This window comes from Methanosarcina sp. 2.H.A.1B.4 (genome assembly GCF_000979385.1).
In the GTDB taxonomy this organism is placed as follows: domain Archaea; phylum Halobacteriota; class Methanosarcinia; order Methanosarcinales; family Methanosarcinaceae; genus Methanosarcina.
In genome coordinates this window covers 21,467-46,344 of sequence record NZ_JJOV01000033.1, presented here as the reverse complement: position 1 = coordinate 46,344, position 24,878 = coordinate 21,467, and the positions used below count along the sequence as shown (strand labels likewise).

Below are 24,878 nucleotides of genomic sequence, written 5' to 3'. Positions count from 1 at the left end.
TACTTATATCTTATTTTTCAGGCACGAGAAATGGTCAGATATGAGAAAGATACGCTGATCCGGATAAAAGGTACCTGATCCGGATGAGAAAGGTACGCTGACTCGGATGAGAAAGGTACGCTGACTCGGATGAGATATGTTGAAAAGAGATCTGTTGAAAAGAGATCTGTTGAAATAAGATCTGTTGAAATAAGATCTGTTGAAATAAGATCTGGAAAAAAAATCCGGAAAGAAAAATGGAAGGCGTTAAAAACATTTTTCATGAGGAAAGCTCAATTTTCCATCATGCCTCAAGTGAAGATTCGCCCTCAGGAACTTTCCGATGCCGAGCGTTTTTTTGAAATTCTCACACACACGGACTTTGAGTTTATAGAAATCCCGATCGAAACCCTTGAGGATGAAAAGCGATTCCTGAATCTGAACGAGGTAAAACGGAAAACCAATTTTGAACACAACTATTCAATTCTTTTTGACGGAAAACTGGCAGGAATCTGCGGGATCAGGATAGACCAGCACAGGCCGTGGGCGGGGGAAATCGGTTATCTTGTGGATAACGCTTACCAGGGGAAAGGGGTTGCAACCGAAGCTGTAAAGCAGCTTGAGAAAATTGGTTTTGGCGAACTGAAATTACAGAGGATTGTTATCCTGATGGATATTCGAAACCTCGCAAGTGAACAGGTTGCCCGGAAGTGCGGATACGAAAAAGAAGGGGTCGCAAAAAAGATCCACAGGATAAGGAAAGAGTATTATGACTGCTTCGTATATGCCAAAACCAGGTGAGCAGCAGGTGAGCAGCAGGTAAGCAGCAGGTAAGCAGCGGGCAAGTAACAGGGCAGCAACAGGTGAGCAGTAAAAATAGAGTTCGGATCGACCAGTGGGAAAAAAATAAAAAAGGAGGAAACAAGGCCTGAATTCGGAGGGTCTGTAAAAACTCAGACCAGCCCCACAGTTTCTATAAGGCTGACTCCGTACCAGACTACCATAAGGTTGTTTATCGTTACCAGGATACCTACGGATTCTATTATGTGTTTTGTGAGAGCCCAGCGTCCCTTTGACGTTTTTATTATCGGTGCTACGTAAAAGAGCAAAACGACAAATGCAATTTTGATAAGCAGGAGATGATAAATTCCGTACTTTTCCAGGATCATTGCAGGAACAGGGTTATATTCTGCGCCGAACGGCAGCGCGTAAAAGGTAGAGGCCCAGTCTCCGATCACATAGAAAAGGATGATAAACCGGATATCGTACAGAAAAGACCTGAACGAACTCCGAATATAGTTAACTTTCAACAAAAACCCCCCTCAAGTACTTCTCTGTTTTTCGGTTAAAGCGACTTTAGATTATAAGATTATATAAACGTAAGAAACTAAGATAGAGGTTTACAAATTTTAGGAAGGGGGACGTAACTGGTTTTAAGAATATTTGATGAGTTTACAGGCTACCGAATATGGAACGAAAGTCTAAACAAACTTAAATAAGCAAATAAACAGGCAAATATTTATTTAACAGGATTTATTAGAACTGAAACGAAAAAAGAAAAAATAAAGGCTCCTGATATTGTTTGTAAATAAATTTCATATGTTTTTTCTAACAGATGCCCCGTGTTTCTAATATATGACATGAAGGAATTTTTCTAGTCGGATTTGTCGGTAAGTTAAGGACTATGTTGCAAGTATGGAAAAGGTATAAAAAGGAGAATTTCGACTAAAAGGAAAACTCCGACGAAAAGATAATTCCAGTAAAAAGTGATCCCGCAAAATCCAGAAGTGAGCCCTGCTGGAAATAACGGTTAAAGTACGAGCTGAAAGTGGCTAAAGTACGGGCTGAAAGTGGCTAAAGTACGAGCTGAAAATCTGATTTCAAACTAAAAGATGATACTAATGGCTGAACAATTGGCTGAACAATTACAAACCCCGGGGATGGAGAACTTTCCCTCCCTGCTGGAAATGAAAAATGTTACGGTGGTCAGAGGCGGGAAAAAGATCCTTGACTCTGTATCCCTTTCCATCAAGCCCGGAGAACATGTTGCAATTATCGGGCCCAATGGCTCCGGCAAGTCCTCCCTTATAAAGACATTAACAAAAGAGTACCACCCACTGGCAGGAGCCGACGGGCTCGTACTGAAAATCATGGGTAAGGAGACCTGGAATGTTTTTGAGCTAAGGAATCTACTCGGGATAGTCTCCGGGGAACTCCAGCAGACTTGCTGCCGCCAGATCCGGGTCCTTGATGTGGTACTCTCCGGGTTTTTCAGCAGCATAGGCATATATTACAACCACGAAGTGACCCCTGAAATGGAAGCCAGCGCAGAGGAAGTTCTGGAGTTCCTTGAGATTTCCCACCTCGCAGACAGGTCGATGTGCGAACTTTCCACAGGAGAAGCAAGAAAAGTTCTGATAGGGAGGGCTCTTGTGCACGACCCGCAGGCTCTCTTCCTGGACGAGCCTGCAAACAGCCTTGACTTAAAAGCCCTTCACAGTTTCCGCGAAAGTGTCCGGAAAATTGCGCATTCAGGCAAAAGTGTGATTCTTGTCACCCACAACCTGCAGGATGTCATTCCCGAAATCAGCCGTGTGGTCCTCATAAAGGAAGGGAAAGTCTTCAGGGATGGGAAAAAGGAGGAAGTCCTGACAGATGCAAACCTCTCTGAACTTTTTTCCCTCTCCGTAAAAGTCCTGGAAAAAGAAGGTTACTACCAGACCTGGAGCTGAAGAAAAGCATATTCCGGTTCCAGCCCTGAAAATCCACCCTTTCCAGAGCTTACCGGGACAGAGGAAAAGGATTCAAAATTTAAAAACCCACGTTTTCCACTAAGAGTTATTAGCTCTCCCGATAAGGATATTCTTTAATAGTCCCGGATAAAGTCTATATCATGACAGTGATGGGCATAATAGGCTGCAGGATCTTCGAGGATGAAATTGTTCATGTGCTTTCAAATGACCTTAAAGTGGAAAGAATTTACCTCGTAAAAAACGAAGAAAACATAGGCCTCCTGAACAAACTTGAAGCTCAAGGGCTTGAGCCAGTGGTCCTACCTGTTTACGAGATCAGGGCTTGCCTGGAGCAAAGTGATGAATTCAGCGTCATTGTCCAGCTTCAGGAGATCGGGCTCCATATGAACCCTTCAAGGCTCAGAAGTAAAACATATACAAACCTGAGCCTTATGTCCGGGTTTGCAGACGGAATCCTCCTTTTTTACGGGCTCTGCGGGCATGCGTTTTCCCGGATACAGACCGATTTTGCGCATACCGGATGCTCTCTACAGCTGCTGCAGGACAGAAGCACAGGCGAACCGGCCAGACCCCTTGAAGACTGCATTGCAGCGACCCTTGGAGGCAGCTCTCGCTACCGGAAAATTCTAAAAAGCCACAGTGATACATTGTTCTTAACTCCCATGTGGGCCTTAAACTGGAAAAACGCTTTCGGAGTGGATGATGAATTGCTTTCGGGTTTCGAATTCACCCCTGAAAACCTGAGAGAACTCGGGTATCGAAAAGTTGCAAGGGTCGACACAGGACTTTCCTATGAACCTGATTTTGAGAAAAAAATAGAAGAATTTGCGCTTAACTTCGGTTTCGAAGTCATAGAATTTGAAGGTAGCACTGAAATAGCACAAAAATCGTACAATCAAATGCAAAATATGCTGCTCAGACCCCACTTAAAGCCTGAAAACATTTTGTTCAAAAAGAGCTTAAAGAGTTTTAGTACCTGAGGATTGACTCAAAAACGATTAACTTTTTTTGAAATTCGAAACTATCTTGAAGGTATTACGTCAAGTTATTGAAATATACCAGACGGTTAATTAGTGCATTTTAATAACGCTCATGTATATAAGGATACACTGAAAATAATAACTGGATATTTTTAAAAGTAAAAATATAGCTTTGTAGAAAACCTGATTTGTAGAAAACCTGATTTGTAGAAAACCTGATTATATGATTTTTTTAAGAATATAATTTTTAAGAACATTATTCTGGATATTACATGAAATCCCTCAGGGGCCACCCTGTCAGCTTTCAAAATGAGAATACAATGAGTTGCACATGCCAGAGGAATTAAACATGCCAGTAATGACCATAATAGGGTGCAGGATGTTCGAAGACGAGATAATGCACCTTCTTGAAAACGACCCTGAGATTGGAAAAGTGCTCGTAGTGGAAAACGAAGACTGCAACGGTATCACGAGAAAGATGGCCGAAGCAGGAATTGCATACACTGCTCTCCCCCTTGAAGAAATTCCCGAAAAATCGGCAGGGGAAGATAGAGGTTTAACCCTGATTGTATACATGCTTGAGCTTGCCCTGCACGCAATCCCTGAAAACCTTAAAAAAACCGTTTATTCAAAAGTTGAACTTATGGCTCCCCGCTCGGATGGAGTCCTGCTCTTTTACGGGCTGTGCGGAAACGTACTCGGAAACATTGAAGAAGACTTCAAAGCCCTGGACTGCAAGGTCTGCATCCTCAAAGAAGAAAACGGAGAAATCGTGGATGACTGCATCGGGGCTGTACTCGGAGGCAGGGGACAGTACCTCAAAGCCCTGAAAAACTGCAGAGGAGTAGGGACCTTTTTCATGACCCCCATGTGGGCCGTGAACTGGAGGGAAATGATCCGGACTGCAGGCCTGAGCCAGAACCCGGACGATATTAAGATGTCAAAGTTTGTCTTTGACTATGCGGGTTACAAAAAGGTTGCAAGGTTAAATACAGGCCTTGCCTATGAAAAAAACTTCGATGCCTGTGTAAAGGAATTCTCTACCCTCTTTGAGTTTGAGGTCACAGACCTCGAAGGGACTCTGCAGCTTGTAGAGAATTGTTACGCAAAAATAAAAGCTTCAGTTCTCGACGCTTGCCCTCACACTCATGCCTAAAAACGGGTCTGAAAAGCTTCTTTTCCAACCTTGTTTCAGTCCTGGAATCTTTTTCATTTTTCTTCTTTTTTTCTATATTTCTTTCCTTCGTGATTTCCTTCGTGATTTCCTTCGTGATTTCCTTCGTGATTTTGAGCAAAAACCAATAGCCGGTCGAAATCTTTAGAAAGGGATTTTAGATCGGCTCTGGATTATATTGAGTTTACAGTTTTCGGTCTCACACCTATCACATTATGTTCTCCGCCTTACCGTCCCCTATCAGTTTCCTTTATCAATTTATAAGTATTAATATTCAAAGGCAAATTAAAAAAGGACACGAAATCTTAACTGCAAAAGACCTGAGGGGGAATTCAGGAGTTGAGAAACCATTTCATAATAATTGCCGGAGAAGAGGCAGGTCCTGCATCAAATAAAATGGGTGGGATCTGGAACGTCATTAATGAAGAGGCACATAGCCTTGCGGCTCTCTTTGACTCCGGAAAACTCAAGGCAAAAGAAGACACGGAAATCCTTGTTGCAGGGCCATATTTCGGGCACAGGGGCGCGGACTGGAACCGGGGCTTGAGCAGGATTACGGATATGAACGGGCTTGATCCTCTCAGCTCTGACGGAGAGCTAGAGAAAAATCTGAAAGCCCTTGAAAACGAAGGCATTAAAGTTTTCACAGGAGAAGAAATGGTAGGGAAAACCCGGATAGGTTACCTGCAATTTCAGACCTCTGATTTTGGAAAAATCCGCTCAGCATATATGGGAAAAGAGATGACTCTCGAAAGCAGGGTCAAAACCGAAGCCTATGAACTCCTGGGGCTTGACTCCCTGAGATATGAAAGCATGCCAAATGGCGCGGAATATACCCATTACCTTTCTCTTTCGCATTCGATTTCCGAGCTTATCCGGCTCCTTGTAAGTTCGGCTCCCAAAACTGCCGACACCTGGGCAGAAGAGGCAGGCTCGGGTAAAGATTTAATTCCCTGTCCCGGGGTTTCCCTGCACTGCCATGAGTTCGGGGTATTTTATGCGCCTGCGAGACTTAAGAAACTGGGAGTCCCGATAAATACTGTCGCAACCCTGCATGCTACCCTTCCTGGCAGGGCTGCCGGATATAACTCCATTCAAAAAAGAAGAAACAATGACAGTACATGGCCTCCCGGTGTGCCTGAAAACCTTTCCTCCCTCGAAGCCCTTGCCCTGTACGCAGACACGGTTACGGCAGTAGGGGAATCTACCCGTCAGGAAGCCAGACTTTTTTACGGGATTAACGGGATTGTCATCAGAAACGGGATAACCATCGCATCCGAAAAAATAGACTGGAACCGGAAAGAAAGCTGCCTTGAACATATCCGGAATTTCCTTTCCGAAAACCTGTACAGATATCACGGAGGGGAAAAGATCGAACCCGAAAAGATCATTCCCATTTTCACAATCTCCCGCATAGAGGTAGAAAATAAAGGATACCCTGACCTTCTCGATTCCCTTGTGGCTCTCGAGCATGTAATAAGGAACAGCATCCTGGAAGGGCACATGGAAGAGGGGATAAAGGTAATCTGCTTCCTTGTAGCTGCAGAAGGCCCAAAAAATAACCTCCCGGAAGGGTTTCCGGTAAACCTGCCAAAAGATGTGCTTGTAGGAAACGAGCTGAGGCTTCAGCAGATGATAGAGGAGAGAGGGCTGGATTTCCCGAAGATGGTAAGGGGAAAGCGTTCAGTTGCAGCGGTTCTCTACCCCCAGATTATCTCAACAGAGGACGGAGGGCTGGGAATGGGAGTAAGGGACTTTATGGCAGGCTGCTGTGCCGGTGTTTTTCCCTCCCGCTACGACCCGTTCCTGCTCACGGGACTTGAAGCCGGAAGAGAGGGGACCCCAAGCGTGGTAAGCCGGGTCTGCGGTTTCAGTGATGCCATAAAAACTATTGAGTCCCTGGTAGAAGGTCTTGGTGGAGTAATAGTGGTAGACAACATAGACCTTTCTTACTATGAGACCGTCCTTGACTACGCCCTGGCAGTCAGTTACTTTACCAGAAATTTCGTAGACGACCGGGTGAAATACAAACTTCTCTGCAGGGAAGCTTTTCTCCTTGCAAAGGATATGGACTGGGAAAACCCTACAGAACAGTATTATGAACTGATAAGCGGGGCACGCTTCTGTAAGCAGGAAAATGAAGTCTCCGGGAAAGGGAAAAAATGAAATCCGGAACGAGTTGAGGTTTTCCGAAAATGTCAGAAATCAGAAAGCATTATTTTCTCCCCGAATACTGCATAATTGCTGAAGAGAGAGCTAAAAGACCTTCGGATTTTGCAGGGGCAGCCGGAGGTTCCGAAAAAAGCGCTCCTGAAAACTGCGTGTTCTGCGGGGGAAATGAAGAAAAAACGCCTCCTGCAACTGCGGTATATAAGAATGGGGAGGTCTTTGCCGATACCGGGGAAAATAGAGTACACGACTGGGATTTTCGCTGTTTTCCAAACCTTTATCCTGCACTTTCTCCTGCACCTTCTCCTGCACCTTCTCCTGCACCTTCTCCTGCACCTTCTCCTGCACCTTCTCCTGCACCTTCTCCTGCACTTTCCCCTGCGCCACCGTCCCCCCGATTTCACGGAAAAGATCTTGAAGTTTTCCAGGGATCCGGTTTCCATGAGGTAATAGTGGAGTCCCCTGTGCACGGGAAAAACCTGAAGGACTTCTCCGACACTGAAATATCCGGGCTTATGAGGGTCTATAAGGACAGGGTTTGTCATTACGCAGCCCATGAAAAAATCCTTTATGTCTCCCTGTTCAAAAACTCTGGAAAAGCCGCAGGCGCTTCCCAGGACCATCCACACAGCCAGCTCATCGCCCTGCCGGTTTGCCCTCCTATTCTGGAAAAGGAACTGAAGGCTATTAGAGAAGGAGAAAAGTGCCCTTACTGCGTTCTCCTTGAAACAGAAAAAGCCTCATCACGCCTTATCCATGAAAATAACAAGTTTGTGGCTTTTGCCCCTTATTATTCAATAGGGCCCTTTGAAGTCTGGATCCTTCCAAAAGAGCATATAAGTTTTCTTGGGGATTTTAGTCCGGAGCTTCTTTTTGCCCTCGGTGAGATTTTGAGAACTGTCCTCAGGAGTTATGCAAAAGTATTCGGAAACATGCCCTATAACCATATGTTCTACCAGCTTTTTGAAACTCCGGAGTACCACCTGAACCTCAGGCTGCTGCCCCGGATCTCCACTACTGCAGGGTTCGAATTGAATACCGGAATTTATATCAATACTGTTTCTCCGGAAAAGGCAGCCTCATACCTGAGGGGGGGATGAATGAGTTTTCTCAGGATAAATCCGGGAGAGAAAAACAAACAACTGAAGTGAAAGTTTCCAGTGAAAAACAGGTGGAATAAACCGGAGATATGTTTATGTACAATTAAAAAGGAATAAAGTTAGGGAAGTATAGAGATGCATCCTTAATGCGAAAATTGTCCTGTAGACCATGCATATTTAGATAATTCCTGTTCAGAACAGGTACGTGAAGGGTTTAAGGGGAATACGTACAGAGAAATTACAGCAGGAAAAGAGTAACCTGAGTTTATCAATCTGGAAAAATATATATTAACCCGATAAGCTGAAGGGTTTGAACAGCACAGGCTGGGGGAAGCCTGGAACTTTTAGTAACCGTGATGTCCTTCACTTTGACAAAAAGGAATGAGTGAGTCTATGAAAAAGATTCGAATAGGAATGTTTAGTTGGGAAAGTTTGTATTCGATACGTGTAGGAGGTATTTCTCCCCATGTATCCGAACTCTCTGAGGCTCTTGCAGCTAAGGGTCATGAGGTTCATCTTTTTACCCGAGGCCTTGAAAACAATGATGAAATAATCAGGGGAGTCCACTACCACAGAATTGCATGTGATCGGACTGGGGGAATAGTGGAGCAGATGAACAGGATGTGCGACGCTATGTATTGCCGGTTTCTGGACGTGCGTGAAGAGGCAGGAGAGTTTGGTATTCTCCACGGGCACGACTGGCATCCTGTAAACGTCCTCTGCAGGATTAAAGCCCAGTTTGGACTGCCTTTCGTCCTGACCTTCCACAGTACGGAATGGGGGCGCAACGGAAACCTTCACGGAGACTGGTGGGAAGCAAAAGAGATTTCGCACAGGGAATGGCTTGGAGGGTATGAAGCTTCCGACATAATTACGACATCTACTGTTTTGAAAGAAGAAGTCAGGCACTTATACAAAATTCCCGATTATAAGCTCTGGGAGATCCCCAATGGAATAAATGTGGGAAAAATAAAAAGGGAAGTTGATCCTGGAAAAATAAAGAGAAACTACGGAATCCACCCATGCCTTCCTGTAGTGCTCTTCACCGGAAGGATGTCCTACCAGAAAGGACCGGATCTGCTCGTCGAAGCTGCAGCAAAAGTCCTGAGGAAGAGGGATGCCCAGTTTGTACTCATAGGAGAAGGGGATATGCGGGCTCAATGTGAAAACCAGGCTCAGCGGCTTGGCATAGGGGACTCCTGCAATTTCCTTGGGTACGCCCCGGATAACACTGTCATAGACTGGTTCAACGCCTGTGACCTTGTCTGTGTCCCAAGCCGGAACGAACCCTTCGGGATAGTTGTACTTGAGGCATGGGATGCGAAAAAGCCTGTGGTTGCAAGCGATGCAGTCGCTCTTGTTGAGAACTTCAGAACAGGAATCATTGCTCATAAAGAGCCCTCTTCTATTGCCTGGGGTCTCAACTATGTACTTGAGGGGCTGGGCCGCAACAGGATGGGAGAGAAGGGGTACGAACTCCTGAAAAAGAGATACAACTGGGAAACGATAGCTGAAAAAACCCTTGAAGTATATGAAAAAGTAATCGAAAAAACCTGAATGCTTAAAAACCTGAATGCTTAAAAAGATGAGTACTTAAAAAATTTGAAGAGGAAAAGATTATAGTATCCTCTTCAAATTCAAGGGCGGATTTTCCAACCAGTAAAATATACAATAATTTTATCACACATTTATGAAGTTGAATGTGCCTCTTAAGTATATTTTTCAGACCTGGCTAAATTTTTAAATATTCAGCAAATATGTGAAACTTACTTTTTTCCATACAATTTAAAGAGGAAGATGTTAACTGTCTTCCCCATCGTCCTCATCAAATTCTTTATAACTGTCACTTCCTACCATTGCTGCCGAGATTGAGTCAATCCCATCAAGCCATTCTGCAACAATGCCGTATGGAAGCTCAGCCATAACCTCTTCAGGCAGGCTTTGTCCTTTGAGCACGATTGCACCGCACTGTGCAGTGTAATCAAGAGCAAGTTCAAGGTTATCAGAGGCTTCGGCGTCGATAGCTTCTTTTATAAGTTCTTCGAGATTTGATTCATCCTCATAGTCACCCATAAAATAGCATTCAAAGGCGACAAGTGCCCCCATAAGAGAGGTCTGTACCGAATCGATCATAAGGTCGATATCTTCGGAAATGGGCTCGACCTCGGAAAGCACGATATCCCTGATCTCCTCAAGAATCTTTAAAGCTTTCTCTTTAGAGAGCAGATCTTTTTCAAAGCGAACGGTTACTTTCAGGCAGGCAAGGATCACATCATCAACCATATTGACGAATACAGCGCTTTCCTTCCCGGCTTCTTCTTCGGTTTCTTTTATTTGAAAACCGCTTTCCCTTGCCCGTCCGAGCCAGTTTTCCCAGCGCTTTTGGGTATAAAATTCATAGGGGGGGACCTGGTTCATATCATGTTCAGGCACTTATAACACCGCTTATATACATTTTTTATTAATTAATAATCGATCTTACTATTACTAAAAGGTGTTTGTTTATGTTCACCAGGCAAGTTTCACTTTTTTTAGAGAGTTGCCAGCTTCACATTTTGAGTCAAGGCTTTCAAGGACATCTACAATTTTGCATTTGTCCCCTTTTAAAAGCCCTTCCGGGTGACAGATCTCATACACACCGCACTCTCTCTTGCCACATTTGGTGGGCTCATACATAATTTTTGCCCCTTCAACAGCTTTTCTTGATTCCATAGTTGTCAGGATAGGAGCCCTGCTGACGTCTACAGCAAGTACCCCGCTGTCATGCAGGAAACATTCATGTATGTCTTTACTTTTTATTCTCTCGACCCTATACCTGCGCCCGGGTTCAAGGTTAAGGCAGGTGTTCTTCAGCCGGCATTTCTTGCATTCTGGCATTTCACCTTTGAATATGAATTCCAGCCCTTCCCTTGCCAGCCGTGATCCGATGAGTGTTATTTTGGTATCGCTTTCTGTCATAATAGTTCTTCCATTTAAATTTATTCTGGCATTTATTGAATTATCGGGATTCCTGGAGCTTATCCCGAAATATTTTGAATTGAAAATTGAGATTAGACCTGAAGTAAAGAATTTAAGCCAGATCATAAATAAATTAAATTAATTAAGACTCGAGTGAGCCGTTAATTATTATAAAATCTGAACCCCAGCTTAAAAGGTTCTGATATATCATTGTTTATTTTTATGATATTTCAAACAGTTGCTGAGATTCTGCTTTGGCCTGAGTTAAAACAACTTTTCAACTTATGACCTTTGTGATTTTTGCAACTTTCTCGGCTGCCGAAGGAGTAAGACCGTTTCCGAGAATTGTGTAGCGGTCCGGGCGGATACTGTGTGCATGTAACAGGGCTTCGACTATATATTTATCTTCTATGCCCAGTTCTTCTGCAGTCGTAGGAGCCCCGATCTTTTTTAAGGCATCCCTGATCTCCTGCCAGTTTCCTCCGTGCAGGTACATCATCAGGATTGTACCAACCCCACACTGTTCTCCGTGTAATGCAGGCCTTGGGGCAATCCTGTCAAGGGCGTGGCTAAACATATGTTCCGATCCCGAAGCCGGTCTTGAAGAACCTGCAATGCTCATTGCAACTCCATTCGAGACAAGGGCTTTTACCACAAGCCTGGCAGACTTCTCATGCTCTGGCTTAATCGAATCGGCAGATTCTATTACCACCCGTGCAGCCATGCGAGAGAGAGCTGCAGCGTATTCCCCGAAGTACTCGTTTCGGAGTCTGCTTGCAAGCTCCCAGTCCATCACTGCCGTATAATTGGAAATGATGTCTCCACAGCCAGCTGCAAGAAATCGGAAAGGAGCCGCCGAGATAATTTCTGTGTCCGCAACTACGGCCATAGGAGCCTGAGCCTGTACAGAAGAGCTTTTTCCATTGTCAATTATCGAGGCTCTGGAAGACGCAATGCCGTCATGAGAAGCTGCCGTCGGCACACTGATAAAAGGAAGTTCAAGCCGTGTGGAAGCAAGTTTTGCAAGGTCAATAGACCTGCCGCTTCCTACTCCAAGAAGAAAAGTCGCCTCTGTCTCGAGGGCTTTTTGCATTATTATCTCGACTTCCTCCATGGTTGCCCTACAGGTAAGAACCGTTTCTGCGCTGCACCCTGCGTTTTCCAGGAGGTTGCTCACTCTTTTACCCGCAACGTCCAGGGTAGTGTTCCCGGTCACTATCAGCGCATTTCCTTTCAGTTTCAGGTCCCTGCAGACATCTCCAATTTCCTCAAGTACACCATGCCCAATCAGCACGTCCCTTGGAAGCTGCATCCATTTTGCGCTGTTTTTATTGATGGTCAATTTCATACCCGCATGATTTTTTAGTTGTGATAAAGATTATAGTGTATACTTTATTTCGTAAAAACGGCAGGTGTAAGCCAGCCGATATTGAAGATTACTTATTGAAGATTACTTATTGAAGATTACTTATTGAAGATTACTTATTGAAGATTACTTATTGAAGACTACTTGAAGACTACTTATTGAAGATTAACATCTCAACTATCACTGCAGATATCTCTAATCATCCGGGTATTTAACACCAGCAGATAACTATACAGGTATCTGATATTGACAGATGATAATAACTGCAGAAAACATCGACAACTTATCAAATATAAACAACTTATCGAATATAATATACCTGGTTTATATACCTGGTTTAATAGGAGAACTTAATTCATTAACTTAATTCATTAACTTAATTCTCAGATGATATTAAGAACGCAATGCTTCTGATCAGTCCATTCCGCACCCTTTTTACCTTATTTAACTTTTCGTCCGGGCTTATGTAAGGAATTTAGGTACCTGACTATGATAAAACATGGATATTTCGCCAGGGGAATTTACTTAAATCAATTCTCTCTCTTCTCTCTATTGATAAGTCTGTTAACTATTACTTTTTAACAGATACAATTACATAGGTTAATTATATAAATATAGTAATATAATATCCATAGAATAATACGCCCGTATAAAATGTTTGCTTTTCCGGAAACAAAGCTTCGAGAAGGCAAAGAAATATCTGTAATTAAACCGAACACCGTTCACCAGTTGAGATTACTACATTAGATGACTACATTTATAGTTCGGAAATAAGTTTGTTTCATATATATGAGCCAGTACACAAATTCAGCTATGTACAGTAAGTATTAATTGTATTAGGCTATTGCCATTTTGAATGAGTGATAAGATGAGTTATTTAACGGATAATATATCACAATTTATCAATACCTACTATCTGGATCCCATAAGGACCGATGACGGGTATAACCTTGTAAACACTTTTACCTGGGCAGTGGTACTGGGCATTTGTATTTTCGGGGTTTTCAGGCTCCTTGAAAAGCTGGAAGTAAAGATAACACCCAGGTTCATCCTCTCAATCCTGCCATTCGTACTTGCCGGCTCTTCTCTGCGCGTGCTTGAAGATTCCCCCGCAGGCATCTTTCACCCTCCTTTCTCCTATTTGCTTATAACCCCGAATATTTATTTCCTGGTTTTCGGGATAACCGTAGTCTGCCTCTGGCTCTCAATCCGGCTGCAGAAAGCAGGGCTTGTGAAAGAGTATCATTCCGTTTTCGCAGGCTTCGGGCTGGCCTGGTTTTTATTAAACCTCGGCACACTGCTATATTATGAGAACATTGTAGTTGCTTACGTTCCGGTATTTGTGCTTGGAGCAGGAACAGGGTTGACCTTTACCTTTTACATGGTTGCGCGCCGCTTAAAATCCTCGATATTTACCGACCCTCTGAACCTGTCTATCCTTCTGGCCCATATGCTTGATGCTTCTTCGACATACATAGGGATAGATAAACTGGGGTACTTTGAAAAACACGTGCTTCCCTCTTATCTCATTAAACTTACTGATACTGCATTGGTTATGTATCCATTAAAACTAATTATCTTCGTAGGGGTTCTTTATGCACTTGATACCCAGTTTGAGAAAGATGAGGAGTCAAACAACCTGAAAATGCTTATTAAAATGGTTATTTTGATCCTCGGGCTTTCTCCGGCAACCCGGAACACAATCCGAATGATGCTGGGAATCTGAAATAAAGGGTAAACAGATACCTGCAGTGGACACCGGGATTCAATAAATTAAGTCTTTATTGGGGATAAACATGGAAAGAGAGGAAGACTATTATTTACGGGAGAGAAAAGGAGAAGTAAGAGCAGAAACTCCTGAAGGGGAGAGGGAGGAAAAAATATATGCTCCAGCGGAAAATGCCTTTTTAGCTGCCCACGGAGAAACAAAATTCCGGCCAGGAGGAAGAAGTACCTCAAAGGTATCTGAGTTTACCAGCTACCTGCGTTTTATCTGGCCATATGTAATATTCATTACCTTTGTGTTCTTCGGGGCTCTATTTGCAGGCTATACTTCATCGGCAAATTTTCCGGATATGGCTGATACGCTCATGGAAGGTTTCAGCTCCCGTTTCGCACCCCTCATGGATAAGCCTCCGATAGTCATTATGCTTGGAATCTTTCTCAACAATGCCTTTGTAAGCCTGCTTTTTCTTGTACTCGGGCTTGTCTTCGGTGTCCTTCCGATAATGTTTATTGCCTTTAATGGATATATTGTAGGAGTTATCTCTAACCTCGTAGCCCAGGAAAAAGGCCTGCTTTTTATTTTCCTTGCCCTTCTCCCGCACGGGATCGTGGAACTACCCATGGTCTTCATATCAGCTGGGATAGGGGTCAGGCTCGGGCACCAGGTTTTCTCTGCCCTTATAGGCAGGCCTACTGAGATCAAAAAAGAATTTAAAGAAGGGATCAGATTTTATTTCCACTGGATCGTGCCTCTTCTTTTTCTGGCAGCAGTAGTTGAGGCCTTTATTACACCTCTGATCCTGAGTTTCCTTTAAAAATCAGGTAAACGTGAAGATTGCTGTGAGAGGACAAAACAGCCACTCCAGCTTACCCTTCATTATATAAACGATTACTTCTATTAGAAAGGGTTTTAATAGGTAAAGCCGTTAATGGGGAAAAATCTAATCAGAGCTTTTGTTTCCTAAAACCTGGCAAGCTACCGCCGGGATCTGTACTTCAGGCATCTCGTCTCGAATATCAGGTTAAGAATCACATATCAGGTTAAGAATCACACAGTATCAGACCTGATCACCATCTCACAGAATTATCAACACCTCGAAAAAGCTGAGGGACATTATATATGATTGACAGGAAAGAGATTAAGGAAATCGTTGAAGGCTATTACGCGCATGCTGATAAGATTAAAGTAGGGACCATTGCCTCTCACTCAGGACTCGACATCTGCGACGGAGCAATTGAAGAAGATTTCAGGACCCTTGCAGTCTGCCAGGCAGGAAGGGAGAAGACCTACACCGAATACTTCAGAGCTCAGAGGGACCCTTACGGGAAAATAAAGAGAGGAATTGTCGATGAGGCAGTTGTATATAAGAAGTATAATGAAATTCTCCTGCCCCAGAATCAGCAGAAACTGGTTGACGAGAACGTGCTTTTTATCCCTAACCGCTCTTTTACTTCCTACTGCAGCATAGATGAAATCGAAGATAATTTCAGAGTGCCTATGGTAGGGAGCAGGAACCTTCTCAGGAGCGAGGAACGAAGCGAGCAGCAGAGCTACTACTGGATCCTCGAAAAAGCAGGGCTTCCTTTCCCGGAAAAAATAGAGTCTCCAGAGGACATTGACGAGCTCGTAATGGTAAAGCTTCCTCATGCAGTAAAGACACTCGAAAGGGGATTTTTTACGGCTTCAAGTTACGGGGAATACCTGGAAAAATCCGAAGCCCTTATAAAACAGGGAGTGATTACGCGTGAAGCTCTTGAGACTGCCAGGATCGAGCGTTATATTATAGGGCCTGTGTTCAACCTTGATATGTTCTATTCCCCAATAGAGCCGAAAATGAGCAAGCTGGAGCTCCTTGGCGTTGACTGGCGCTTTGAGACCAGTCTGGACGGGCATGTAAGGCTCCCTGCCCCTCAGCAGATGGCTCTTGCCAAGCACCAGCTCACCCCGGAATATACGGTCTGCGGACACAACTCGTCAACTCTTCGCGAGTCCCTCCTTGAAAAAGTATTCGAAATGGGAGAAAAGTATGTAAAAGCCACTCAGGAGCACTACGCACCTGGAGTTATAGGGCCTTTCTGCCTCCAGACTTGCGTGGACAAGGACCTGAATTTCTATATTTATGATGTGGCCCCGAGAGTGGGCGGCGGGACGAATGTGCATATGTCAGTCGGGCATTCCTACGGCAACTCACTCTGGAGAAGACCGATGAGTACGGGCAGAAGACTTGCCTTTGAGATAAGGCGCGCTCTGGAGCTCGAGAAACTTGATATGATCGTCACATAAATTTATTAAGGCTTTCCGGCATTAGTAGATATGAGTTGTGCAGGATACCGTAAACTTTAAAAGTATCATCTGAATCTGTTAGATTCAAGCCTTAACTAAAAATTTAATGACAGAACTTGCCCGGGTTTCCAGCTTGGAAATTCAGAATTTGCCCGGGGGAAGGGGTTCGGGCTCATGTAAAGCCCGTCCCAGTAAAATCCCGCTTCAAGTTACAGATTACAATAAAACCAAGGATCACATAGTGAAAATTAGGGATTAGATTAGTTTTAGAGTTGAAGTCTGCAGGCCTGAGGGAAAAAAGCAGTTAAACTCCCTGAAGGTGCAGATTTCGGATAAATACTTGCCTTATATCAGAATACCTGCCTTATATCAGATTATCTTCACTCTACTGGAGGAAACTACAACTTGAGTCAGCCCTGTGTTAATATCGGCATGGTAGGCCATGTCGACCATGGAAAAACCACACTTGTTAAAGCTTTATCCGGCGTGTGGACGGATACGCATAGTGAAGAAGTAAAAAGAGGGATTTCGATAAGATTGGGGTATGCGGACTCCCCATTCATGAAATGCCCGAAATGCCCTGCACCTCAGTGTTATACTGTGGAAAAGACCTGCCCCAACTGTGGAGAAAAAACAGAAGAATACCGGACAGTGTCCTTTGTAGACGCCCCTGGGCACGAAACCCTGATGGCAACCATGCTTTCAGGAGCTGCAATCATGGACGGAGCAGTGCTCGTAATTGCCGCAAACGAAGAATGCCCGCAGCCCCAGACGAAAGAACACCTTATGGCTCTGGACATAATAGGGATTGAAAACATTGTTATCGTGCAGAACAAGATTGACCTTGTATCCAGGGAACGCCTTGTCGAGCACTACCACCAGATAAAGGAATTTGTCAAAGGCACGGTCGCAGAAAATGCACCTGTAATCCCGATCTCAGCCCAGCAGAACATCAACATCGATATCCTGATCGATGCCCTGGAAACCCAGATCCCGACTCCTGTACATAAAGCAGGCAAGCCTGCCAGCATGCTGATTGCCCGTTCTTTTGACATTAACAGGCCCGGAGCCTCAATTGATGAAATCCGCGGAGGAGTTATCGGAGGCACCCTTACAGAAGGCTTACTTCATCCCGGCGACGAGCTTGAGATAAGGCCCGGAATAAAAATCACAACCGAAGGCAGCACTAAATGGGTTCCTATCCTGACCACGGTCTCATCCATTTTTGCAGGCGCAACAAAGGTCGAGGAAGCAACTCCCGGAGGTCTTCTGGCTGTCGGGACCTATCTTGACCCTACCCTGACAAAAGGCGACTCTTTAACCGGACAGATCGCAGGCATACCAGGCACTCTTCCTGAGACCAGGCATCAGTTTGTCATGGAACTGCACCTGCTTGAGAGGGTTGTGGGAGTCACCAAGGAAGAAAAGATCAATGAAATCAAGACCAGTGAACCCCTTATGCTAAATATAGGAACCGCAACGACTGTAGGTGTGGTCACAAGTGCCCGGAAGAATGAAGCCCAGGTGTCACTCAAACGCCCAATAAGTGCAGCAGTCGGGGCGATGGTTGCTATCAGCAGGAGAATCGATTCCCGCTGGAGGCTCATTGGAGTAGGGGTAATAAAGAGTTGAAAATCATAATCGATACTAACGGGTTCATGATCCCTGTCCAGTTCGGAGTGGATATTTTCGAAGAACTGAAAAGGCTGGGTTTTAATGAGTTCTATGTGCCTGAAGCTGTTGTATTTGAAATCGAAAAACTAATAAAGCGGGAAAAAGGTTCAGACAGAACAGCCGCAAAGGTTGCCAGGTCCATGATGGACAGGTGCGAGCGAATAGCCGGAACAGGGCCTGCGGATGACGTTATCCTCAGGCTCGCGAGAGAGATGAAAGCGGCTGTTCTGACAAATGATATAGGGTTGAAGCACAGGCTTGCAGAATACAGGGTTCAGGCCGTGTCTCTGCGCCAGAAAAACAGACTTGACGTTGTCTGAAAACCCCACCGGACATTTCCGGGCAGCAGTTCCATTGATTAGGTTTACGGGTGATTAGCAGATGTATAAATTAATGAAACTCGTTGATACTGTTCGTATCCCTCCCACCCTTCTTGGGGAAGAAGTGATGCCTACCATTAAAAACGCGTTAAGGGAAAAACTTGAGGGGCAGGTTGACAAAAAGCTTGGCTCCCTTGTCACGGTTTACAATATCGACGAGGTAGGAGAAGGGCATATCCTCGTCGGAGACGGGGCCGTATACTATGATGTGACATTCGAAGCAGTAATGTTTATTCCAGAGCTCCAGGAGATTATCGAAGGTGAGGTCGTGGAAGCCGTCGGCTTTGGAGTTTTCATAGGAATGGGCCCAATGGATGGGCTGCTCCACGTAAGCCAGATTACTGATGACTTCATTTCCTATGATGCCAAAAACGCAAGGCTTGTCACTAAAACCGGAGGCAAGGCAATTGCTGAAGGGGATCATGTAAGAGCCAGAATTGTTGCGGTCAGCATCAATGAAAGGGAACCAAAAGAAAGCAAGATCGGGCTTACCATGCGCCAGACTGCCCTTGGAAAACTGCAGTGGCTCGAAGAAGCCCGCAGGAAGAAGCAGCCTCAGGAAGTCACAGGTGAAAGACCGCCTGAATAAAGAAGGCAAAAGAGAGGATTGCAATGCCAGAAAAAGTCTGTCGACACTGCCTGAGGGTCCTGGAAGGGCAAACCTGTCCTGTTTGCGGAACTTCAGACCTTGCAGAAGAATGGAGTGGACTTGTGATAATTCTTGACACAGAACGCTCGGAAATCGCAAAAAAACTCGGGGTTGACATCCCGGATAGATTTGCCTTGAAGGTGCGCTGAGTTGAGTGTTCATATCGAACTTCCGAGAGAACTTCGCCCACTTATGAAAAGACCCCTTGGTATATTATATAGGGGAAAGGGCAGGGATACCATAGAAAAGTTTGTAGGGGAGCTTGCTAGCCCCACAAAACTTATATCCGTAGGGGATGTTACTACATTCCACCTGCTCGAAGCCGGGATTATTCCGGACATCTGTATTGTGGATGACCGTACCAAAAGGAAACCGGTATCCAGAGATGTGTCGGCCCGGAACAGGGATAAGGTCTATGAAGAAGTTTCGGTTGACAACCCTGCGGGGATTATCACCGATGAGCTGATAAAAACCCTTTGCGAAGCGTTTGCCTCAGAAAAGCTTCTCCGCATTTTTGTAAAAGGAGAAGAGGATCTGGCAACCCTTCCGGTAATCCTTATGGCTCCGCTGGGGTCTGTGGTCCTTTACGGGCAACCCGATGAGGGTGTGGTCTTTGTAGAGGTCACTGAGGAAAAGAAGGAAGAAATAAGGGCTCTTTTTGAAAAGCTCATCAGCAAAAATCAGAATAATGAATTGGATAAGATACGGAGAATTTTAGATGGACATAAAGATCCTTAAAGATAAAAATAATGCACTTTTAAACAGAAGGGAACTGGATTTCATTGTGAAATATGAAGGTTCTACTCCTTCCAGAAGTGATGTACGGAACAAGCTTGCTGCAATGTTGAATGCTCCCCTTGAACTTCTGGTCATCCAGAGGATCAACACAGAGTACGGAATGCAGGAAAGCAAGGGTTATGCCAAGCTCTACGAAGATGCAAGCCGCATGAAAGCAGTAGAACTGGAATACGTCCTGAAGAGAAACCCTGCCCCCGGAGCAGAAACTGAGGAAGAAGAGGCGTAAGCCTTACTGAGGTGTATAAACATGGCAGTAAAAGATTACTACAAAGTCCAGGGCGACTCCGTAACCAGACTCAAACAGTTCTGTCCCAGATGCGGACCAGGTGTATTCCTTGCCGAACACAAAAACCGCCTCGCCTGCGGAAAGTGCGGCTACACCGAATTCAAGAAATAACCCGCTTGGGAAATCATAACTCATTTTTCAACCCGAGCCGCCGGAGTTTTTCCTGCGGCTCCTTTCACTTACGCCCTCTTCCGGAGGAAAATATCTTAAGTCTTTTCTTTGAAATATCTTAAGTCTTTTCTGAGAAACATCTCAAGTCTTTTCTGAGAAATATCTCAAGTCTTTTCTTTGCAGATTATGCCAAATTCGGTTCACTTTTTCCACTTAAGTTGTTGCAGGTCTCCTTTCAATATTTATATTTTTTTAGACCCCAATTATTTACCTAATTAAATATCGCTAAGTTATATTTTAGGGATATTTTTATGCAATAATTTATCTATTTTGTATGCCAATTTCTATTTGGAAGTAATATCTTTAAGTTATATCATTTTTTGAGGACACCTACGGAAAGATGTCTCAAACTTAAAACAATGGATAAAAGAACAAGTTATTTTCAGAATATTATACTTCATCCAAAATATAGTCCGAAAGCTGAAAGACACTGTTTAGCAAGGAGAGGAATAAAATATGCCTGAGGAAAGTGCGAAAACAAAAATAATCAGAGTAAAGAACATTCACGTAAAAAGCCTGAAAATAAAGGGTCTGAGACCAAAACATCTTATTATAAAGAACCTGAATTTAAAGGACATCAGAAAAGTAAAGGGGTAACATGTCAGAGAAAAACACGAGAAAGAAAATTATCACAATAAAAGACTCGAACATAAAAAATCTGAAAATAAAAGGTCTGGGGCCAAAACCTCTTATCATAAAAAACCTGACCTTAAAGAACGTCAGGCTGATCTTCAAGCTTCCGCCGGAAAAGAAAGAGTGAATGACTATTGGTTTAGCATCTAAAAAAGCTGTTTTTTTATTTTCCGGAGATTTACTTTATAAAGCATAAAATGGGATTTAATATAAGATATTTAAAATAAAAATAAATGGCAGCTTATTTTAGATCATATATAGTTATAGATTTTAATAAAACCTAAAATAAATGAGGATATCAAAAAATTAGAATACTTTTTTATAGATCCTTTAATAAGAAACTTAATTCTGAGATGAACTTAAAAAACGAATCAAAATAAATAAAAGCATCAAAAGAAAAATTAATGTAGCTGTAAAATCCCTCTTCCTCGACAATTTTACCACCTCTATTTATAAGATCTACCGATTGATAACAGAGAACCATCAAACATTATCTTCACATAAAGCTATTTTTTGGATAAACTCTTTTTTGAATGAGCCCTTTTTTGCAATAAATACCCATGAACGAAACCTGAAGCTCAATTTAGATCTCAAATTTAGCAAATCAGTAACTATTTTCTGTAGTCGTATATATAGCCGGGCGTATATATAATTTCACACAAATATTTTAAGAAGAGAACTCCCGGGGTAATATGCACTCTCTTTATGCCAGAGCCTGGTACAGTAAAGCACTTGCTCTTTTGAACCTGAAAAATCCGATCGGGTCAGAGAAAAATTTTGAAAAGGCTCTTGAAGCTTTCGATGCCCTGCTTGAGATAAACCCTCAGGACACAGTTGCCTGGCAATACAGGGGAAATATACTGCGGTACATGGACCGGCCTGATGAAGCCCTGGAAGCTTTTGAAAGGGCTCTTGCTTTTGACCCGGAAAATGTCCCTGCCCGCTACTTTAAGGGGCTTACACTCGGGTACCTGAACCTTCCTGAGCAGGCTCTGGAGGCTTTCGAAGGGGTGCTTGAAAGAGATGCAAAACATGAAGGAGCTCTTTACTACACCGGGCTTGCCTTAAACCGGCTTGGAAGGCATATCGAAGCAGTTTCAGCCCTTTCAGAGGCCCTTGAAATAAATCCTGAAAACCCTGGAGCCTGGTACTACAGGGGAGTATCCCTCTACATTCTGGGAAAGAGTGTGGAAGCTCTTGAAGCTTTTGAAGAAGCACTGGCGCTGGAACCCTTACATGCAGGGGCCTGGGAAGGCAAGGCAAAAGCATACCTTTCCCTGGGAAGAAGAAGGGAAGCTTTGAGAGCATGTGAAAAGGCTCTGGAACTTGAACCCGCTTCTGCAGGAGCCTGGGAAACTCAGGGGAAAATTCTGGAAGGCATTGGAAAAAAAGAAGAAGCGCTTGAAGCTTTTGAAAAAAGCCTTATTCTTGAGCCCATGAACGTAAAAAACAGGATAGAAAAAGGCAAGCTGCTCGGAAGCCTGGGAAGGTATGGGGAAGCGCTTCAGGCGTTTGAAAGTGTACTTCAGATGGACAGTTCCCTTACTGAAGCAAAAATTAACATGGGAAAAGCCCTGCTGGCTCTTGGAAACTATCAACAGGCACTTGATTCATTCAGTAAAACCCTTAAAGAAGACCCAGAGAATTCAGAAGGCTGGGAGGGGATGGGCAGCTGCTTCCTTGCCCTCGGAAAATATTACGAAGCAATGCAAGCTTACGAAAAAGCCCTCTCCTTCGGGCCAGAAAATAGCTGCATCCTGAGCGGTATTGGGGAGGCCTATTATGAGTTTGGGGATTGTTCCAGAGCTCTTGAGGCTTTTGAGAAGGCTCTGAGGCTTGATATAGAGAATGCCTTTGCCTGGAACGGAAAGGGAAATGTACTCTGCAAACTCGGGAAGTACAGGGAAGCCCTCGAAGCTTATGAAAATCTCCTTACACTTGATTATGACAGCCTGCCTGCCCGCTACAACCGCGGAGTCGCCCTCTCCAGGCTTAAAACCAGGCAAAAGGATACCGAAGAGCCTCTTGAAAACCAGCTCCAGACAGCTTTTAAAAAATACCTTGAGCTGTCCGAGGAGCTTCCTGAAAATAAAATCGGGGCTGAGGGCTGGAAATACAGGGGGCTTGCTTTTGCCGAACTTGGAGAATATAAAGAAGCACTTAAAGCTTTTGACAGAGCAACAAAACACAGATCAGAGGACATATCTCCCCTTGTATACAAAGGAATTGCCCTCATATGCCTTGAAAAATATGAAGAAGCTCTGGAGGCTTTTGAGCAGGCAGAAGAGATTTTTTACACAACCATAGGCACAGAAAAAGTCGGAAGGCCCGGTGAAGAACAAAAAGTGGAGATGTCCCGGATTCTGGACCCTGCCGGGAAAAAGCCCGTGCTGGAAATGCTCAGGACCGCGAAAGGTTTTGCCCTTGACGCTCTTGGCAGATACGAAGACGCCCTGAAAGCTTTTGAGAGTGCCAGAAAGCTTTCCGGAAACGGGAAAATCTCCTGTTCCGGGAAAGGTATTGTTTTTTCACACTGCGGAGAATGGAAAAAAGCCCTGGAAGCGTTTGATACAGCCCTTATATTCGATCCCAAAGATGCCACGGCTTCGGTAATGAAAGCCTTTGCCCTGATAAGGCTTCAGAATTTTGAGAAGGCTGCCGAGGTCCTTGAGAGGTCCACAGTAGAGGATACGGACCCTGATATTCCCTCCTGCCTGCTGGGTTTTGCCTTTTCTAAGCAGGGAGGTTTTGAAAAAGCCCTTCAGGCTTATAGGAAAGCAACTGAAGCAAACCCGAAGAACATTCATGCCAGAAACGGGCTTGCAGAGATTTACTTCAGGCTCGGGAACAGCATGGGTGCGTTAAAAGAGCTTGAAGCTTCAATTGCAGAAGCTCCGGAGAATGCCTTCTCAAGGAGCCTGAAAGGCAGAGTAGAGCTTGAAGAACAGGCATGTGAAGCCGCTCTTGAGTCCTTCAGGCGAGCTCTTGCCCTGGATACGGAAGACCAGAGGCTCCTGCTCTGGGATGCATACGCCAGGTATATGTGTGCAGAAGCTTCTTTTGAGGAAAATAGTGCGCGTTTCAGGTACATGCTCCTTGCGGCTGCCGGAAAACTTGAAAAGGCAGCCATTTGCCAGGAACCCGAAGACAACGAACTGAAAGCTTATGCCCTGTACTTCCTGGGACTTTTTTACTGCAAGATCCGTTACTTCCGAAAAGCTTCGGAAAGGCTCGAAGAATGCCTGAAGCTTGAGAATTCCAGGAAGGTAAAACAGCCTGCATCCCTGCTCCTTAAAAGTATCCGCGCAAGAAATCGTAGATATGCCTGGTGGGAATGGTGGCTTGCTCCGGGAACATACGGTTTTATTAAAAAAGCAGGATTCGGGCTAATTTTCCTTTTGATCTTCAGCTTGCTGCTGTCTCACCCCGCAGCCTCAACCCTCCCCATTGTATCCTGGCCGGCATCCATTGTAAGCCAGATTTTTTACCGGCCTGGTGAAAACAATGCATTGTGGGCGCTTTATGAAAAAGAGTATGTAAGCTCGATTCTGATTTTGTCCGCCCTCCTGTTCCTTCCGGCGTTCAGATTTGGCAGGCCGGAACAAGAAGAACTTGAACTTGAAACGCTTACTCCGCCACCTCCGGACTTTGACATCCCTGTATCCATTCTGGAAGAGTTTACGGAAAAACTTGAAAAAAGCCTGTTCTCTCCGGAACCCATGAGAGAAAGCATTGAGAAGCTTGGGAAGTTTTAAAGCTCGGGAAGTTTTGAAGCCAGGGAAGAGAAACCGGAAAAGCA

At 44.3% G+C, this 24,878-nt stretch carries 23 protein-coding genes; 19 read left to right on the top strand and 4 right to left on the bottom strand.

Translation table 11 applies throughout. The features are described 5' to 3' along the window. Window positions 1–285 precede the first annotated feature (285 nt). On the top strand, window positions 286–780 hold the full coding sequence (locus EO92_RS05525) for a GNAT family N-acetyltransferase (RefSeq protein ID WP_048163153.1): 495 nt from the start codon (window positions 286–288) through the stop codon (window positions 778–780). A 152-nt stretch (window positions 781–932) separates the two neighbouring features. Here EO92_RS05525 and EO92_RS05520 read toward each other — a convergent pair whose 3' ends face one another. Beyond that, entirely contained in the window at window positions 933–1,289 is a 357-nt protein-coding gene (locus EO92_RS05520; RefSeq protein WP_048132168.1) for a hypothetical protein, read from the bottom strand. Between the two features lie 591 nt (window positions 1,290–1,880). On the opposite strand from EO92_RS05520, the gene EO92_RS05515 reads away from it, so the two are divergent. The 6 genes from EO92_RS05515 to EO92_RS05490 all read left to right on the top strand — a co-directional run bounded on the left by EO92_RS05515 (window position 1,881) and on the right by EO92_RS05490 (window position 9,712). Continuing rightward, entirely contained in the window at window positions 1,881–2,711 is an 831-nt protein-coding gene (locus EO92_RS05515) for an ABC transporter ATP-binding protein (RefSeq protein ID WP_048163082.1), read from the top strand. Window positions 2,712–2,872: 161 nt separating this feature from the next. After that, window positions 2,873–3,712: a DUF1638 domain-containing protein gene (locus EO92_RS05510; protein ID WP_048169899.1), complete on the top strand. Its 840-nt coding sequence runs from the start codon at window positions 2,873–2,875 to the stop codon at window positions 3,710–3,712. Between the two features lie 349 nt (window positions 3,713–4,061). Beyond that, window positions 4,062–4,868 (top strand): DUF1638 domain-containing protein, encoded by an 807-nt coding sequence (locus tag EO92_RS05505; RefSeq protein ID WP_048169898.1) that lies wholly within the window; start codon window positions 4,062–4,064, stop codon window positions 4,866–4,868. 357 nt (window positions 4,869–5,225) lie between these two features. Then, the gene (locus tag EO92_RS05500) at window positions 5,226–7,052 is read left to right on the top strand and encodes a glycosyltransferase family 4 protein (RefSeq protein WP_082107947.1); all 1,827 of its coding nucleotides are present in this window, start codon (window positions 5,226–5,228) and stop codon (window positions 7,050–7,052) included. A gap of 29 nt (window positions 7,053–7,081) precedes the next feature. Next, entirely contained in the window at window positions 7,082–8,155 is a 1,074-nt protein-coding gene (locus EO92_RS05495; protein WP_048169897.1) for a DUF4921 family protein, read from the top strand. 393 nt (window positions 8,156–8,548) lie between these two features. Beyond that, window positions 8,549–9,712 (top strand): glycosyltransferase family 4 protein, encoded by a 1,164-nt coding sequence (locus EO92_RS05490; protein WP_048169895.1) that lies wholly within the window; start codon window positions 8,549–8,551, stop codon window positions 9,710–9,712. Window positions 9,713–9,955: 243 nt separating this feature from the next. Here EO92_RS05490 and EO92_RS05485 read toward each other — a convergent pair whose 3' ends face one another. The 3 genes from EO92_RS05485 to EO92_RS05475 all read right to left on the bottom strand — a co-directional run bounded on the left by EO92_RS05485 (window position 9,956) and on the right by EO92_RS05475 (window position 12,461). Then, a complete protein-coding gene (locus EO92_RS05485; protein ID WP_048169893.1) occupies window positions 9,956–10,588 on the bottom strand; it encodes a DUF2150 family protein in 633 nt (210 codons plus the stop codon). A 75-nt stretch (window positions 10,589–10,663) separates the two neighbouring features. Then, window positions 10,664–11,113, bottom strand: coding sequence for a UPF0179 family protein (locus tag EO92_RS05480; protein ID WP_048160601.1), 450 nt, complete (start codon window positions 11,111–11,113; stop codon window positions 10,664–10,666). A 277-nt stretch (window positions 11,114–11,390) separates the two neighbouring features. Further along, on the bottom strand, window positions 11,391–12,461 hold the full coding sequence (locus EO92_RS05475) for an NAD(P)-dependent glycerol-1-phosphate dehydrogenase (protein WP_048160536.1): 1,071 nt from the start codon (window positions 12,459–12,461) through the stop codon (window positions 11,391–11,393). 874 nt (window positions 12,462–13,335) lie between these two features. Between EO92_RS05475 and EO92_RS05470 the strand changes: the two genes are divergently transcribed. The 12 genes from EO92_RS05470 to EO92_RS05420 all read left to right on the top strand — a co-directional run bounded on the left by EO92_RS05470 (window position 13,336) and on the right by EO92_RS05420 (window position 24,834). After that, a complete protein-coding gene (locus tag EO92_RS05470) occupies window positions 13,336–14,205 on the top strand; it encodes a DUF63 family protein (protein WP_369793125.1) in 870 nt (289 codons plus the stop codon). A 70-nt stretch (window positions 14,206–14,275) separates the two neighbouring features. Continuing rightward, window positions 14,276–15,019 carry a stage II sporulation protein M gene (locus EO92_RS05465; protein ID WP_048169889.1) on the top strand — a complete coding sequence of 248 codons (744 nt, stop codon included), beginning with the start codon at window positions 14,276–14,278 and terminating at the stop codon, window positions 15,017–15,019. Between the two features lie 305 nt (window positions 15,020–15,324). Beyond that, on the top strand, window positions 15,325–16,488 hold the full coding sequence (locus EO92_RS05460; RefSeq protein WP_048169887.1) for a formate--phosphoribosylaminoimidazolecarboxamide ligase family protein: 1,164 nt from the start codon (window positions 15,325–15,327) through the stop codon (window positions 16,486–16,488). A gap of 405 nt (window positions 16,489–16,893) precedes the next feature. Further along, window positions 16,894–18,120 carry a translation initiation factor IF-2 subunit gamma gene (locus tag EO92_RS05455; RefSeq protein ID WP_048132190.1) on the top strand — a complete coding sequence of 409 codons (1,227 nt, stop codon included), beginning with the start codon at window positions 16,894–16,896 and terminating at the stop codon, window positions 18,118–18,120. Next, window positions 18,117–18,482, top strand: coding sequence for a PIN domain-containing protein (locus tag EO92_RS05450; protein WP_048169885.1), 366 nt, complete (start codon window positions 18,117–18,119; stop codon window positions 18,480–18,482). The genes EO92_RS05455 and EO92_RS05450 overlap by 4 nt, the downstream gene beginning before the upstream one ends. Window positions 18,483–18,543: 61 nt before the next feature. Then, window positions 18,544–19,131, top strand: a complete 588-nt coding sequence (locus EO92_RS05445; protein WP_048169883.1) for a DNA-directed RNA polymerase — start codon at window positions 18,544–18,546, stop codon at window positions 19,129–19,131. A gap of 23 nt (window positions 19,132–19,154) precedes the next feature. Next, window positions 19,155–19,340, top strand: a complete 186-nt coding sequence (spt4, locus tag EO92_RS05440; RefSeq protein WP_048132197.1) for a transcription elongation factor subunit Spt4 — start codon at window positions 19,155–19,157, stop codon at window positions 19,338–19,340. A gap of 1 nt (window position 19,341) precedes the next feature. Then, window positions 19,342–19,929, top strand: a complete 588-nt coding sequence (locus EO92_RS05435) for a GTP-dependent dephospho-CoA kinase family protein (RefSeq protein WP_048169881.1) — start codon at window positions 19,342–19,344, stop codon at window positions 19,927–19,929. After that, window positions 19,910–20,215 (top strand): 30S ribosomal protein S24e, encoded by a 306-nt coding sequence (locus tag EO92_RS05430; protein ID WP_048169879.1) that lies wholly within the window; start codon window positions 19,910–19,912, stop codon window positions 20,213–20,215. Before EO92_RS05435 ends, EO92_RS05430 begins: the two co-directional genes overlap by 20 nt. A 21-nt stretch (window positions 20,216–20,236) precedes the next feature. Beyond that, the gene (locus EO92_RS17000) at window positions 20,237–20,386 is read left to right on the top strand and encodes a 30S ribosomal protein S27ae (RefSeq protein WP_048137678.1); all 150 of its coding nucleotides are present in this window, start codon (window positions 20,237–20,239) and stop codon (window positions 20,384–20,386) included. 658 nt (window positions 20,387–21,044) lie between these two features. Next, the gene (locus EO92_RS17530) at window positions 21,045–21,206 is read left to right on the top strand and encodes a hypothetical protein (protein ID WP_156165729.1); all 162 of its coding nucleotides are present in this window, start codon (window positions 21,045–21,047) and stop codon (window positions 21,204–21,206) included. Between the two features lie 565 nt (window positions 21,207–21,771). Then, window positions 21,772–24,834: a tetratricopeptide repeat protein gene (locus EO92_RS05420; RefSeq protein WP_048169876.1), complete on the top strand. Its 3,063-nt coding sequence runs from the start codon at window positions 21,772–21,774 to the stop codon at window positions 24,832–24,834. Window positions 24,835–24,878 lie beyond the last annotated feature (44 nt).

Excerpts from the sequence above, each read along its gene's own strand:
- EO92_RS05515 (WP_048163082.1), top strand. The coding sequence starts at position 1,881 with ATGGCTGAACAATTGGCTGAACAATTACAAACCCCGGGGATGGAGAAC.
- EO92_RS05510 (WP_048169899.1), top strand. The coding sequence starts at position 2,873 with ATGACAGTGATGGGCATAATAGGCTGCAGGATCTTCGAGGATGAAATT.
- EO92_RS17000 (WP_048137678.1), top strand. The coding sequence starts at position 20,237 with ATGGCAGTAAAAGATTACTACAAAGTCCAGGGCGACTCCGTAACCAGA.
- EO92_RS17530 (WP_156165729.1), top strand. The coding sequence starts at position 21,045 with ATGTCAGAGAAAAACACGAGAAAGAAAATTATCACAATAAAAGACTCG.
- EO92_RS05480 (WP_048160601.1), bottom strand. The coding sequence starts at position 11,113 with ATGACAGAAAGCGATACCAAAATAACACTCATCGGATCACGGCTGGCA.
- EO92_RS05465 (WP_048169889.1), top strand. The coding sequence starts at position 14,276 with ATGGAAAGAGAGGAAGACTATTATTTACGGGAGAGAAAAGGAGAAGTA.
- EO92_RS05525 (WP_048163153.1), top strand. The coding sequence starts at position 286 with ATGCCTCAAGTGAAGATTCGCCCTCAGGAACTTTCCGATGCCGAGCGT.
- EO92_RS05430 (WP_048169879.1), top strand. The coding sequence starts at position 19,910 with ATGGACATAAAGATCCTTAAAGATAAAAATAATGCACTTTTAAACAGA.
- EO92_RS05420 (WP_048169876.1), top strand. The coding sequence starts at position 21,772 with ATGCACTCTCTTTATGCCAGAGCCTGGTACAGTAAAGCACTTGCTCTT.
- EO92_RS05470 (WP_369793125.1), top strand. The coding sequence starts at position 13,336 with ATGAGTGATAAGATGAGTTATTTAACGGATAATATATCACAATTTATC.
- EO92_RS05460 (WP_048169887.1), top strand. The coding sequence starts at position 15,325 with ATGATTGACAGGAAAGAGATTAAGGAAATCGTTGAAGGCTATTACGCG.
- spt4 (WP_048132197.1), top strand. The coding sequence starts at position 19,155 with ATGCCAGAAAAAGTCTGTCGACACTGCCTGAGGGTCCTGGAAGGGCAA.
- EO92_RS05475 (WP_048160536.1), bottom strand. The coding sequence starts at position 12,461 with ATGAAATTGACCATCAATAAAAACAGCGCAAAATGGATGCAGCTTCCA.
- EO92_RS05505 (WP_048169898.1), top strand. The coding sequence starts at position 4,062 with ATGCCAGTAATGACCATAATAGGGTGCAGGATGTTCGAAGACGAGATA.
- EO92_RS05495 (WP_048169897.1), top strand. The coding sequence starts at position 7,082 with ATGTCAGAAATCAGAAAGCATTATTTTCTCCCCGAATACTGCATAATT.
- EO92_RS05445 (WP_048169883.1), top strand. The coding sequence starts at position 18,544 with ATGTATAAATTAATGAAACTCGTTGATACTGTTCGTATCCCTCCCACC.
- EO92_RS05490 (WP_048169895.1), top strand. The coding sequence starts at position 8,549 with ATGAAAAAGATTCGAATAGGAATGTTTAGTTGGGAAAGTTTGTATTCG.